Below are 13,100 nucleotides of genomic sequence, written 5' to 3'. Positions count from 1 at the left end.
GCGGCGTGCCCGCTCACTCCCCGCACCGGACCGTCCCCACCGGAGGCCCCCACATGCGCTCGCACCTGCTCAACGACACCACCGCGGAGCACTATCGCCGCTCCGTGACCGAAGGAGTCGAGCGGGTGGCAGCCAAACTCGCCACCACAGAACGTCCGTTCACCGGCGTCACGGTCGACGCCCTCGCCCCCGTCATCGAGCGGATCGATCTCGACCGGCCGCTGCACGACACCACCGCGGCGCTGGACGAACTGGAGGACGTCTACCTCCGGGACGCGGTCTACTTCCACCACCCCCGCTACCTCGCCCACCTCAACTGCCCGGTCGTCATCCCGGCCGTGCTCGGCGAGGCCGTGCTCTCCGCCGTCAACTCCTCCCTGGACACCTGGGACCAGTCGGCCGGCGGCACCCTCATCGAACGCAAACTGATCGACTGGACCGCCGCCCGGATCGGTCTCGGCGCCGCCGCCGACGGGGTGTTCACCTCCGGCGGCACCCAGTCCAACCTCCAGGCTCTGCTGCTGGCCCGCGAGGAGGCGAAGACCCGTGATCTCGCCACCCTGCGCATCCTCACCTCCGAGGTCAGCCACTTCAGCGTGCAGAAGTCCGCGAAACTGCTCGGCCTCGGACCGGACGCCGTGGTGTCGATCCCCGTCGACCACGACCAGCGAATGCAGACCGTGGCCCTCGCCCGCGAACTGGCGCGCTGCGCCGAGGACGGCCAGGTCCCCATGGCCGTCGTCGCCACCGCCGGCAGCACCGACTTCGGCTCCATCGACCCGCTGCCCGAGATCGCCGAGCTGTGCGCGCAGTACGGCGTCTGGATGCACGTGGACGCCGCCTACGGCTGCGGACTCCTCGCCTCGCTGAAGCACCGGGACCGCATCGACGGCATCGAGCACGCGGACTCGGTCACCGTCGACTACCACAAGTCCTTCTTCCAGCCGGTGAGTTCGTCCGCCGTACTGGTCCGGGACGCGGCCACGCTGCGGCACGCCACCTACCACGCGGAGTACCTCAACCCGCGCCGCATGGTGACCGAGCGCATCCCCAACCAGGTGGACAAGTCCCTGCAGACCACCCGCCGTTTCGACGCGCTGAAACTGTGGATGACCCTGCGCGTGATGGGCGCCGACGGCATCGGCCGGCTCTTCGACGAGGTCTGCGACCTGGCCCGGGACGGCTGGCAGCTGCTGGCCGCCGACCCGCGCTTCGACGTGGTCGTCGAGCCGTCGCTGTCCACGCTCGTCTTCCGGTACGTCCCGGCCGCGGTCACCGACCCCACGAGCATCGACCGCGCCAACCTCTACGCCCGCAAGGCCCTGTTCGCCTCCGGTGACGCGGTCGTCGCGGGCACCAAGGTCGCGGGGCGCCACTACCTGAAGTTCACCCTGCTGAACCCCGAAACCACGACGGCCGACATCACCGCCGTCCTCGACCTGATCGCCGGCCACGCCGAGCAGTACCTGGGAGAGTCCCTTGAGCGCGCATCCTGAAGCCCCGGACACCACCTACGACTTCGTCGGTATCGGGCTGGGCCCCTTCAACCTCGGCCTCGCCTGCCTCACCGAGCCCATCGATGAACTCAACGGCGTCTTCCTGGAGTCCAAGCCGGACTTCGAGTGGCACGCCGGGATGTTCCTCGACGGCGCCCACCTCCAGACGCCGTTCATGTCGGACCTGGTCACCCTCGCCGACCCGACGTCCCCGTACTCCTTCCTCAACTACCTGAAGGAGAAGGGCCGGCTGTACTCGTTCTACATCCGGGAGAACTTCTATCCGCTGCGCGTCGAGTACGACGACTACTGCCGCTGGGCCGCCGCGCGGCTGAGCAGCATCCGCTTCTCCACCACCGTCACCGAGGTGACGTACGACGAGGCGGAGGAACTGTACGCCGTACGGACGCGGGAGGGCGTCACCTACCGCGCCCGGCGGCTGGTGCTCGGGACCGGGACCGTGCCGTTCGTGCCCGAGGTGTGCCGGGGCCTGGACGGCGGCCTGTTCCACACCTCGCAGTACATGCACCGCAAGGCGGAGCTGCGGGAGAAGAAGTCGATCACGATCGTCGGCAGCGGGCAGAGCGCCGCCGAGATCTACTACGAACTGCTCTCCGAGATCGACGCCCACGGCTACCAGCTCAACTGGGTCACGCGCTCCCCGAGGTTCTTCCCGCTGGAGTACACCAAGCTGACCCTGGAGATGACGTCCCCGGACTACATCGACTACTTCCGGGCGCTGCCCGAGGAGACCCGCTACCGGCTGGAGAAGGAGCAGAAGGGCCTGTTCAAGGGCATCAACTCGGAGCTGATCGACGCGATCTTCGACCTGCTGTACCAGAAGAACGTCGGCAGCGGCGGCCGTCCCGTCCCCACCCGGCTGATCGGCAACTCCACGCTGACCGGGGCGCGCCACGAGGGCGGCACGTACACGCTCGGCTTCCACCAGGACGAGCAGGACAAGGACTACGAGATCCGCACCGAGGGCCTGGTGCTGGCCACCGGCTACCACTACGAGCCGCCGGCCTTCCTCGACCCGGTCCGCGGCCGTATCCGCTTCGACGGCCACGGCCGGTTCGACGTGGCCCGCAACTACTCCATCGACGTGACCGGCCGGGGCGTGTTCCTGCAGAACGCGGGCGTCCACACGCACAGCGTCACCAGCCCCGACCTGGGCATGGGCCCGTACCGCAACAGCTGCATCATCCGCGAGCTGCTCGGCACCGAGTACTACCCCGTCGAGAAGTCCATCGCCTTCCAGGAGTTCACCGTATGAGCACCACCGGCACCGGCCTGCGGACCGCGCTGGGCACCTTCGGTGTCCGCCCGCTCGACCCGCCGAAGGACGCCGCACTGCTGCACTCCTGGGTCACCCACCCCAAGGCGGCCTTCTGGATGATGCAGGACGCGAAACCGGAGGACGTCGAGCGCGCGTACCTGCGGATCGCGGCCGACGAGCACCACCACGCCCTGCTGGGCCTGCACGACGGCGTCCCCGCCTTCCTGATGGAGACGTACGACCCCGTCCACCGCGAGCTGACCGGACTGTACGAGCCGGAGCCCGGGGACGTCGGCATGCACTTCCTGGTCGCGCCGACCGGCACCCCGCTGCACGGCTTCACCCGGGCCGTGATCACCGCCGTCCTCGCGCACATCTTCGACGACCCGGCGGCCCTGCGGGTCGTCGTCGAACCGGACGTGTCCAACAAGGCGGTCCAGGCCCTGAACGAGGCCGTGGGCTTCGTTCCCGTACGCGAGATCGACAAACCGGAGAAGAAGGCGTTGCTGAGCTTCTGCACCCGTGAACAGTTCACCGCGGCCACGGGGGTGGACATATGAACCCCGCCGACGCGAGCCTCACCGGCGCCGTGGACCATCTGACCCCCGAGCGCTGGGAGACGGCCAACCGCCTGCTGATCCGCAAGGCGCTCGCCGAGTTCGCCCACGAGCGGCTGATCGCACCGGAGCCCGCCCCGGAGCGCGAGGGGGAGGACGACGCGGCCCCGGGCGCGGGAACGGGCGCGGGCGCGTACGTCGTGCGCAGCGACGACGGGCTGACCGAGTACCGCTTCACCGCCGTCCGCCGCGCCCTGGACCACTGGCAGGTCGCCGCCGCATCCATCACCCGGCACCGCGGCGGCGGCGAACTCCCGCTCGCCGCCCTGGACTTCTTCATCGAGCTGCAGAAGTCGCTGGGGCTGAGCGACGCGGTCCTGCCGGTGTACCTGGAGGAGATCTCCTCCACCCTCTCCGGCACCTGCTACAAGCTGGCCAAGCCCGCCGTCACCTCGGCCGAGCTGCTGGACGCCGGTTTCCAGGCCGTCGAGACCGGCATGACCGAGGGCCACCCCTGCTTCGTCGCCAACAACGGGCGCCTCGGCTTCGGCATCCACGAGTACCGGGCCTACGCGCCGGAGACGGCGAACCCGGTGCGGCTGGTGTGGCTGGCCGCGCACCGCTCCCGGGCGGCGTTCACCGCCGGCATCGGCATCGAGTACGAGTCGTTCCTGCGGCAGGAGCTGGGCGGGGACACCGTCGAGCGCTTCCGCCGGACCCTCACCGAACAGGGGCTCGACCCGGCCGACTACCTGTTCCTCCCCGTCCATCCCTGGCAGTGGTGGAACAAGCTCAGCGTCACCTTCGCCGCCGAGATCGCCCGCCGCCACCTGGTGTGCCTGGGCGAGGGCGACGACGAGTACCTGGCCCAGCAGTCCATCCGCACCTTCTTCAACCGGTCGAACCCGCAGAAGCACTATGTGAAGACGGCCCTGTCCGTCCTCAACATGGGCTTCATGCGCGGGCTTTCGGCCGCGTACATGGTGGCCACCCCGGCGATCAACGACTGGCTGGCCCAGCTCATCGAGAACGACCCGGTGCTGCGGTCGACCGGGCTGACGATCATCCGGGAGCGGGCCGCGGTCGGCTACCGGCACCTGGAGTACGAGAAGGCCACCGACCGCTACTCGCCGTACCGCAAGATGCTGGCCGCGCTGTGGCGGGAGAGCCCGGTGGCGTCGCTGCGGGAGGGCGAGTCCCTCGTCACGATGGCCTCGCTGCTCCATGTGGACCACGAGGGGACGTCCTTCGCGGGCGCGCTGATCGCGCGGTCCGGCCTGACGCCGGCGGAGTGGCTGCGGCACTACCTGCGCGCCTACTACACGCCGCTGCTGCACAGTTTCTACGCCTATGACCTGGTGTACATGCCGCACGGCGAGAACGTGATCCTCGTCCTCGAGGACGGGGTGGTACGGCGCGCGGTCTACAAGGACATCGCCGAGGAGATCGCGGTGATGGATCCGGACGCGGTGCTGCCGCCGGAGGTCTCCCGCATCCGCATGGAGGTGCCGGAGGACAAGAAGCTGCTGTCGATCCTCACGGACGTCTTCGACTGCTTCTTCCGCTTCCTGGCCGCCGACCTCGCCACCGAGGGCGTCCTCACCGAGGACGACTTCTGGCGGACGGTCGCGGAGATCACCCGTGAGTACCAGGCGTCGGTGCCCGAACTCGGCGACAAGTTCGCCCAGTACGACCTGTTCGCCCCCGAGTTCGCGCTGTCCTGCCTCAACCGGCTCCAGCTGCGCGACAACCGGCAGATGGTCGACCTCACGGACCCGTCCGGCGCGCTCCAGCTGGTCGGCACCCTGAAGAACCCCCTCGCCGGGTTCTGACCTCCGAACGGACGGGCACCCCGCAGTACGGTCCTGGGGGGTGCCCGTCGCTCGTCCGGTCAGCGGCTCATCCCCCCGCGGGCCAGGGCACCTGCGGGGAGCGGTAGTAGTCCATGCCGAGCGCGTCCCAGCGGGGGGCCTGGGCCGCGAGCCGGGACCGGTAGCCGTCCCAGTCGTGCGTGGCCGCCGGGGACCAGCCCAGTTCGGCGATGCCGGGCAGCCTCGGGAAGGCCATGTACTCGAGGTGGCCGGAGTTCTCGAGGGTCTCGGTCCACAGCGGCGCCTCGACCCCGCGCACCGCCGAGGCGGGCACGCCGGGCAGATGGGCGTCCGGGTCCCAGTCGTAGGAGCGGCGTACGTCGACGTGGCCCGCCCAGGACAGGCCGAGCGGGGTGTTCGCGTCGTACTTCATGTCCAGGTAGGCGCGGTCGGCCGGGGAGAGGATCAGCCCGGTGCCGTTGCGGGCCGCCTCGGCGACCCGCTCCTTCTCCGCCGGGCCGGTGCCGTCCAGGCCCCAGTACTGGGCGAGCGCCCCCTTCGCCGGATCGGCGCCGGTGAGCTGGTGCCAGCCGATGACCGTCTTGCCGTACCGTGCGACGATCGGCTGCACCCGCTTCATGAACGTCACGAAGTCGTCGTGGGGCGTGGAGTGCGCCTCGTCGCCGCCGATGTGCAGATAGCGGCCCGGGGTGAGCGCGGCCAGCTCGCGCACGACGTCGTCCACGAAGTCGTAGGTGATCTCCTTGCCGACGCACAGCGAGCTGAAGCCGACCGCGGTGCCGGTGTAGAGCGGGGGCGCCACGCCGTCGCAGTTCAGCTCGGCGTAGGAGGCGAGGGCCGCGTTGGTGTGGCCCGGCATGTCGATCTCGGGGACGACCTCCAGATGGCGGGAGGCCGCGTACCGGACGATCCGCCAGTAGTCGGCCTTGGTGTAGAAGCCCCCGGGGCCGCCCCCGACCTCGGTGGAGCCGCCGTACGTCGTCAGCCGCGGCCACGAGTCGACGGCGATGCGCCAGCCCTGGTCGTCGCTGAGGTGCAGATGCAGTTTGTTGATCTTGTAGAGGGCGAGCTGGTCGATGTACCGCTCGACCTGGCCGACGGTGAAGAAGTGCCGGGAGACGTCCAGCATGGCGCCGCGCCATCCGTAGCGCGGGGCGTCCTCGATCGTGCCGCCGGCGACCAGCCACGGGCCGGGCTGCACGGAGTCCTTCTCGATGGCGGCCGGGAGGAGCTGGCGCAGGGTCTGCACACCGTGGAAGAGACCGGCGGGCCGGGCGGCGGTGATGGTGAGGCCCGAGCGTCCGCTGTCGAGGCGGTAGCCCTCCGCGCCGCCGGCCCCGCCGTGCGGGCTCTTCACCAGCCGGAGCCTGATGTCGCCTCCGCCTCCGTCCTTGCCGGTGCCGCCCCCGCCGTCGCCGGTGACCGGCAGGCGGTAGCCGGTGGAGGGGCGCAGCACGTCCGCGAGGTAGTCGCCGGCCTCGCGCGCCGCGCGGGAGTCACCGACCCGGATCCGGGTGCGTTCGGTGATGCGGTACGGGGATCCGCCCGGTTCCACCGAGGCGGGGGCCGGGATCACCCGGTCGAGCGGGGCCGGTGCCGCCTCGCCCCGGTCGCCCGGGGCCGCGCCCATGGTGGTGGCCCCGGCCGCCATGACCAGCAGCAGGGACCCGAGCAGCCGGGTCGTACGGGGAGTCGTTCCGTGGTGCCGTCGTTGCCGTCTCACACGCGCTCCCATCTCGTCAGCTCTCAACTCCACGGCTCCACAAGGGAACCGACAAGGTACAGACCACTCTCCCGCAGATCCGGTGAAACAATCACCCCATGGCGGAAATCATCCAGAAGGACGGCACCTGGGTCTTCGACGGGGACACCCTGCGGCTGACGCCCGGCCGGGACAAGAGCGTCGGGCTGCTCCGCCGGACGCTGGGCGAGCTGACGGTCCCCCTGAAGGCGTTGGCGGGCGTCTCGTTCGAGCAGGGCCGCAAGACGGGGCGGCTCAGGCTGAGGCTGCGCGAGGGCGCCGACCCGCTGCTCCAGGCGGCCGGCGGCCGGCTCACCGAGCCGCACGACCCGTACCAGCTGATCGTGGAGTCCGACCGGTACGGCGTCGCCGAGTACTTCACGGACGAGGTCCGCAACGCCCTGCTGCTGGACCGGATACCCTCCGACCCGGTCTCCGCGTATCTGCTGCCCGGCCCGTCCGTGCCGCTGTCGGTCGCCGCCGGGGACGGTTCGGCGAGCTTCGACGGGGAGCAGATCCGCCTGGAGTGGAACTGGAAGACGGAGGACTCCAAGTCCGCCGCCGGCACCCGCGTCCTCGCGCTGGCCGAGATCACCGCCGTGGAGTGGCAGCCGTCGGCCGGGCTGGAGAACGGCCATCTGCGTTTCGTCGTGCGCCACGCGCCCGCCAAGACCCCGGCGAAGTACGACCCCAACGCGGTGGAGCTGTGGGGTTTCAAGAAGGATCCCCTGATGGCGCTCGTCGCCGCCGCCGTCCAGGCCCGTCTGCCCCATCCCGCCGCCTCGGCCCTCGCCGGGAGCGAACCCCCGGCCCTGCCGGGGGCCCCGGGCGCGGGCGCCGCCCCCGCCCGCGAGGACGACCACGACGCGCTGCTGCGCCGGCTGCGCGAGCTGGGCGAACTGCACCGCGCCGGGATCCTGACGGACGAGGAGTTCACCCAGGCCAAGCAGGCGGTCCTGAAACGCATGTAGACCGACCGGGCACCCGACCGCCCACCCGGCCGCACACCCGTCTGGCGGCCTTCACACCTCCACACCCTCGCACTCCTGCCCGAAATCGGGCAGGATTCTTGCGTGAACCCCTCCCTTACCCCAGGATCGTCGAGTGCACGACGAACTTGTTGATCATCTGGCGCGGTCCTCGCCCCTCAGCCGGGGCGAGGCGCTGCGTGTGATCCAGGACGTGCTCGCCTACTTCGACGAGACGACCGAGGACTTCGTCCGTCGCCGCCACCGCGAGCTCCAGGCCCAGGGCCTGGTGAACGCGACGATCTTCGAACGGATCGAGGCGGACCTCAGATACCGCACCGTGGCCCCGCCCGAGCTCTCGCTCCGGCAGCTGCGGCGCATCGTCTACGGCTAGGAAACCACCACATATGTGCGGAATCGTCGGATACATCGGCAGGCGTGAGGTCGCCCCTCTGCTGCTCGAGGGCCTGCAGCGCCTGGAGTACCGGGGCTACGACTCGGCGGGCATCGCCGTCACGTCGCCGAAGGCGGCCGGTCTGCGGACGGTCAAGGCCAAGGGCCGGGTGCGCGACCTGGAGGCGAAGGTCCCGGCGCGCTTCAAGGGCACCACGGGCATCGCCCACACCCGCTGGGCCACCCACGGCGCCCCCTCCGACGTGAACGCGCACCCGCACCTGGACGCCGAGGGCAAGGTCGCCGTCGTCCACAACGGCATCATCGACAACGCCGGTGAGCTGCGCCGCAAGCTGGAGGCGGACGGCGTCGAGTTCCTCTCCGAGACGGACACCGAGGTCCTCACCCACCTGATCGCCCGCTCGCAGGCCGAGAAGCTGGAGGACAAGGTCCGCGAGACGGTGCGGATCATCGAGGGCACCTACGGCATCGCCGTGCTGCACGCCGACTTCCCCGACCGCATCGTGGTGGCCCGCAACGGCTCGCCCGTGGTGCTCGGCATCGGCGAGAAGGAGATGTTCGTCGCCTCGGACATAGCCGCCCTGGTCACCCACACCCGGCAGATCGTCACCCTCGACGACGGCGAGATGGCCACCCTCAAGGCCGACGACTTCCGTACCTACACCACCGAGGGCACCCGTACGACGGCCGAGCCGACCACCGTGGAGTGGGAGGCGGCCTCGTACGACATGGGCGGCCACGACACGTACATGCACAAGGAGATCCACGAGCAGGCCGAGGCCGTGGACCGGGTGCTGCGGGGCCGGATCGACGACCGGTTCTCCACCGTGCGCCTCGGCGGCCTGAACCTGGACGCGCGGGAGGCCCGCCAGATCCGCCGGGTGAAGATCCTCGGCTGCGGCACCTCGTACCACGCGGGCATGATCGGCGCCCAGATGATCGAGGAGCTGGCCCGCATCCCCGCCGACGCCGAGCCGGCCTCCGAGTTCCGCTACCGCAACGCGGTCGTCGACCCCGACACGCTGTACGTCGCGGTGTCCCAGTCCGGTGAGACCTACGACGTGCTGGCGGCGGTGCAGGAGCTGAAGCGCAAGGGCGCCCGGGTGCTGGGCGTGGTGAACGTCGTCGGTTCGGCGATCGCCCGCGAGGCGGACGGCGGCATGTACGTGCACGCCGGGCCCGAGGTGTGCGTGGTGTCCACCAAGTGCTTCACCAACACCACGGTCGCCTTCGCCCTCCTCGCCCTGCACCTGGGCCGCACCCGCGACCTGTCCGTGAGCGACGGCAAGCGGATCATCGAGGGGCTGCGCCGGCTCCCGGGGCAGATCGCCGAGATCCTGGAGCAGGAGGAGGAGATCAGGAAGCTGGCCCTGCAGTACGCCGAGGCCCGCTCGATGCTCTTCATCGGCCGCGTCCGGGGCTACCCGGTGGCCCGCGAGGCGTCGCTGAAGCTGAAGGAGGTCTCCTACATCCACGCGGAGGCCTACCCCGCGTCCGAGCTCAAGCACGGCCCGCTGGCCCTGATCGAGCCCGCGCTGCCCACGGTCGCGATCGTCCCCGACGACGAGCTGCTGGAGAAGAACCGCGCGGCGCTGGAGGAGATCAAGGCCCGCAGCGGCCCGATCATGGCCGTCGCCCACCAGGAGCAGGAGAAGGCCGACCACACGATCGTCGTCCCGAAGAACGAGAACGAGCTGGACCCCATCCTCATGGGAATCCCGCTCCAACTCCTCGCCTACCACACGGCGTTGGCCCTGGGCCGGGACATCGACAAGCCCCGCAACCTCGCCAAGTCGGTCACCGTCGAGTAGGTCGGGCAGGCGGCACTCGCCCCTGAAGGCATCCGGACACCCGCGTGGGCGGGGCGGGCACCCCGCCCCGCCCACGCGGGTGCACACCGACCCCGGCCGGCCGACGCCCGGTGCCGGCCGGTGGTCACCGGCCGACGCGTCAGGGAATGACCACGACCGGGCGCTGGGCCCGCTTGGCGAGCCGGCCCGCGACGGAGCCGAAAAGACGGCCGACGAGACCGTGGGTGGAGCCGACGACGATCGCGTCGGCCTCGTACTCCCGGCCGACCTCCTCGAGTTCGTGGCAGATGTCGCCGCCGCGCTCGACCAGGATCCAGGGCACCTCGGTGAGGTAGTCCGCGCAGGCCAGTTCGAGACCGAGGACCTCGGTGCGATGGTCCGGGACGTCGACGAAGACCGGAGGCTCACAGCCCGCCCACACCGTGGTCGGGAGCCGGTTGGCGACGTGGACGATGATCAGCGCGGAACCGAAGCGCCGGGCCATGCCGATCGCGTACGCGAGGGCGCGCTCGCTGGAGGTGGAACCGTCGAAGCCGACGACGACGCCGTGCCGGAACGCCGGATCGCACGGCTGGCGCGACTGAGCCGCGCCCAGGGGCTCGGCCCCCACCGGCTCGGCGGTCGTGGGGTCGGCGAGGGGTCGCTTGCGGTCCGCGGGTTCGAAGAATTCGTGACCGGCCATGGCTGTCTCGGCGTTGTGATCCTTGTTATGAGGGACGACAGGCTGCGTCGGAGCTGTGTCCGGGAATCATCTTCCCAACCCCATACCCCCAAGGATACGGCGGCACGCCTCCTTCGCGCAGACCCCGTCCACGCTGGCCGACGGGTATCCCGGAGCATGCCCGAGGGGACGCCCCTCACGCAATGGTCGCTGCGTTGTACAGGCGGTTTGCACAGGGCGGGCCCAGCCGCGAGAGTGGGGCGTGCCGGGGGTGCCGGCCCGCGGGCGCAGTGACCGACGCCCCGCTCGCGCGTTGATCCCGTGCGCCGCACCGTACGAAGCACCTGCCGCGTCCGCTCCGGGAGCGGACCCCGGCCGACCCCGGAGTGGCCCGGAGCCGACTTGCCGCACCGATCCGCCCCATCCTCCCCGCCCGGCCGGAAAAGGGCCCCGCGACGGACTTGTCGGACCGGTCCGCGACCCGGCGGAGAGACACCGGTCGCCTGACCGGTTTCCGCGCACGCGGCCGCATGTTTTCAGCCAACTTCCGCAACCTGTGCATCCCCTGGTGCGACCACCCCCCAACCCCCGTTCGACCTGCACGGAAAGGCCTCGGGGGACCCCGCGCACCCTATGGGGATTGGCCACCACGACAAGGCGCACTTCCCTGCGCGCCCCACGAGTGCAACCCTTCGTGATCGAATGCTTCACGCCAAGTTGCCAAGTCGACAATCCACCGGGGGCCGAACTGGCCACCCGGGCACGACGGGACGCAGTAGATTCGATCTTGACTGTCTTACGGCGGGGGACTCGTGCAGGACCGAGGGGAAACGTGCAGGTGCGACACAACCGAGGAGCCGCGACCACCGAGGGGGGCTTAGCAGTATGAGCCACGACTCCACTGCCGCGCCGGACATCGCGGCCCGGAAACTCACCGGGCGACGCCGCAAGGAGATCGTCGCGGTGCTGCTGTTCAGCGGCGGCCCCATCTTCGAGAGTTCCATACCGTTGTCGGTGTTCGGCATCGACCGCCAGGACGCCGGCGTACCGCGCTACCGCCTGCTGGTGAGTGCGGGTGAGGAGGGCCCCCTGCGGACCACGGGGGGTCTCGAACTCACCGCGCCGCACGGCCTGGAGGCGATCGCACGGGCGGGCACCGTTGTCGTGCCCGCCTGGCGTTCGATCACCTCGCCGCCACCGGACGAGGCGCTCGAAGCGCTGCGCCGGGCCCATGAGGAGGGCGCCCGCATCGTCGGGCTGTGCACCGGCGCCTTCGTGCTCGCGGCGGCCGGCCTGCTGGACGGCCGTCCGGCGACGACCCACTGGATGTACGCGCCGACGCTGGCGAAACGCTATCCGTCGGTGCACGTCGATCCGCGGGAACTCTTCGTGGACGACGGCGACGTGCTGACCTCCGCCGGTACGGCGGCCGGAATCGACCTGTGCCTGCACATCGTGCGCACGGATCACGGCAACGAAGCGGCGGGGGCACTCGCCCGGCGGCTCGTCGTCCCGCCGCGCCGGACGGGAGGTCAGGAACGCTATCTGGACAGGTCTTTACCCGAGGAGATCGGCGCCGACCCGCTCGCCGAGGTCGTCGCCTGGGCCCTGGAGCACCTCCACGAACAGTTCGACGTGGAGACGCTGGCGGCACGCGCGTACATGAGCCGTCGTACGTTCGACCGCCGCTTCCGCTCGCTGACCGGCAGTGCGCCGCTGCAGTGGCTGATCACGCAGCGGGTGCTGCAGGCACAGCGCCTGCTGGAGACGTCGGACTACTCGGTGGACGAGGTCGCGGGCCGCTGCGGCTTCCGCTCACCGGTCGCGCTGCGGGGCCACTTCCGGCGCCAGCTGGGTTCGTCCCCGGCCGCCTACCGGGCCGCGTACCGCGCACGGCGCCCCCAGGCGGAGCGGCACCAGGGCTCCGACGGCCTCCCGGCCGGGCCGGCGCACCAGCACGGGCACCCGGGCCATCCCGGCCAGGCACCCGCCGCGCCGCATCCGGACAGCCCGGTACCGCACCAGTCCCGGCGCGCGGCGGCCGCGAGCACCCTGGGCGGTCCGCCGCTGGCGGCGTCGGCGTCCTCGGCCGACCCGGGCCGTGAGGCCCGCGAGGCCTACCTCCAGGCCCGGGCGAGCGTGCCGGGCCAGCGCAGCGCGCCGTGAGGCGGACCTGAGACGAGCGTGAGGGGCGGGCGGGTCCTGTTCGGACCCGCCCGCCCCTCACGCTCGTCTCAGGTCCGCCTCACGGCGCGCTGCGCTGGCCCGGCACGCTCGCCCGGGCCTCCCCGCCCCGGTCGGCCGCGGACGCCCACGCCGCCAGCGGCGGACCCCCCAGGGT

General features: G+C 71.0%; 10 protein-coding genes. 8 read left to right on the top strand and 2 right to left on the bottom strand.

Annotated elements, in window-relative coordinates; all coding sequences use genetic code 11:
• Positions 1 to 53 precede the first annotated feature (53 nt).
• From desA to AOK11_RS19790, 4 genes are read left to right on the top strand one after another with little or no spacing between them, the layout of a single operon-like run.
• Entirely contained in the window at positions 54 to 1,496 is a 1,443-nt protein-coding gene (gene desA, locus AOK11_RS19805) for a lysine decarboxylase DesA (RefSeq protein WP_055595051.1), read from the top strand.
• Positions 1,480 to 2,772, top strand: a complete 1,293-nt coding sequence (locus AOK11_RS19800) for a lysine N(6)-hydroxylase/L-ornithine N(5)-oxygenase family protein (RefSeq protein ID WP_055595050.1) — start codon at positions 1,480 to 1,482, stop codon at positions 2,770 to 2,772. The genes desA and AOK11_RS19800 overlap by 17 nt, the downstream gene beginning before the upstream one ends.
• The gene (locus AOK11_RS19795) at positions 2,769 to 3,335 is read left to right on the top strand and encodes a GNAT family N-acetyltransferase (protein ID WP_055595049.1); all 567 of its coding nucleotides are present in this window, start codon (positions 2,769 to 2,771) and stop codon (positions 3,333 to 3,335) included. Before AOK11_RS19800 ends, AOK11_RS19795 begins: the two co-directional genes overlap by 4 nt.
• Positions 3,332 to 5,164, top strand: a complete 1,833-nt coding sequence (locus AOK11_RS19790) for an IucA/IucC family protein (RefSeq protein ID WP_055595048.1) — start codon at positions 3,332 to 3,334, stop codon at positions 5,162 to 5,164. The genes AOK11_RS19795 and AOK11_RS19790 overlap by 4 nt, the downstream gene beginning before the upstream one ends.
• A 67-nt stretch (positions 5,165 to 5,231) precedes the next feature.
• Here AOK11_RS19790 and AOK11_RS19785 read toward each other — a convergent pair whose 3' ends face one another.
• A complete protein-coding gene (locus tag AOK11_RS19785; RefSeq protein WP_055595072.1) occupies positions 5,232 to 6,887 on the bottom strand; it encodes a beta-N-acetylhexosaminidase in 1,656 nt (551 codons plus the stop codon).
• Between the two features lie 98 nt (positions 6,888 to 6,985).
• Between AOK11_RS19785 and AOK11_RS19780 the strand changes: the two genes are divergently transcribed.
• The 3 genes from AOK11_RS19780 (at position 6,986) to glmS (ending at position 10,098) form a co-directional block, all read left to right on the top strand.
• Positions 6,986 to 7,876 carry a DUF4429 domain-containing protein gene (locus AOK11_RS19780; RefSeq protein WP_055595047.1) on the top strand — a complete coding sequence of 297 codons (891 nt, stop codon included), beginning with the start codon at positions 6,986 to 6,988 and terminating at the stop codon, positions 7,874 to 7,876.
• Between the two features lie 133 nt (positions 7,877 to 8,009).
• Positions 8,010 to 8,267: a hypothetical protein gene (locus AOK11_RS19775; protein WP_055595046.1), complete on the top strand. Its 258-nt coding sequence runs from the start codon at positions 8,010 to 8,012 to the stop codon at positions 8,265 to 8,267.
• A gap of 13 nt (positions 8,268 to 8,280) precedes the next feature.
• Positions 8,281 to 10,098, top strand: coding sequence for a glutamine--fructose-6-phosphate transaminase (isomerizing) (gene glmS, locus AOK11_RS19770; RefSeq protein ID WP_055595045.1), 1,818 nt, complete (start codon positions 8,281 to 8,283; stop codon positions 10,096 to 10,098).
• Positions 10,099 to 10,237: 139 nt separating this feature from the next.
• On the opposite strand, the gene AOK11_RS19765 is transcribed toward glmS, so the two are convergent.
• Positions 10,238 to 10,780 carry a universal stress protein gene (locus AOK11_RS19765; RefSeq protein ID WP_055595044.1) on the bottom strand — a complete coding sequence of 181 codons (543 nt, stop codon included), beginning with the start codon at positions 10,778 to 10,780 and terminating at the stop codon, positions 10,238 to 10,240.
• An 864-nt stretch (positions 10,781 to 11,644) separates the two neighbouring features.
• On the opposite strand from AOK11_RS19765, the gene AOK11_RS19760 reads away from it, so the two are divergent.
• Positions 11,645 to 12,925 carry a helix-turn-helix domain-containing protein gene (locus AOK11_RS19760; protein WP_055595043.1) on the top strand — a complete coding sequence of 427 codons (1,281 nt, stop codon included), beginning with the start codon at positions 11,645 to 11,647 and terminating at the stop codon, positions 12,923 to 12,925.
• Positions 12,926 to 13,100 lie beyond the last annotated feature (175 nt).

The sequence above is a fragment of the Streptomyces hirsutus genome, assembly GCF_001418415.1.
GTDB lineage: Bacteria > Actinomycetota > Actinomycetes > Streptomycetales > Streptomycetaceae > Streptomyces > Streptomyces hirsutus.
This window is presented reverse-complemented; position numbering and strand designations above follow the sequence as displayed.

What these genes read in the sequence shown, in the direction of transcription:
- desA (WP_055595051.1), top strand. Translation starts at nt 54, where the DNA reads ATGCGCTCGCACCTGCTCAACGACACCACCGCGGAGCACTATCGCCGC.
- AOK11_RS19795 (WP_055595049.1), top strand. Translation starts at nt 2,769, where the DNA reads ATGAGCACCACCGGCACCGGCCTGCGGACCGCGCTGGGCACCTTCGGT.
- AOK11_RS19790 (WP_055595048.1), top strand. Translation starts at nt 3,332, where the DNA reads ATGAACCCCGCCGACGCGAGCCTCACCGGCGCCGTGGACCATCTGACC.
- AOK11_RS19780 (WP_055595047.1), top strand. Translation starts at nt 6,986, where the DNA reads ATGGCGGAAATCATCCAGAAGGACGGCACCTGGGTCTTCGACGGGGAC.
- glmS (WP_055595045.1), top strand. Translation starts at nt 8,281, where the DNA reads ATGTGCGGAATCGTCGGATACATCGGCAGGCGTGAGGTCGCCCCTCTG.
- AOK11_RS19765 (WP_055595044.1), bottom strand. Translation starts at nt 10,780, where the DNA reads ATGGCCGGTCACGAATTCTTCGAACCCGCGGACCGCAAGCGACCCCTC.
- AOK11_RS19760 (WP_055595043.1), top strand. Translation starts at nt 11,645, where the DNA reads ATGAGCCACGACTCCACTGCCGCGCCGGACATCGCGGCCCGGAAACTC.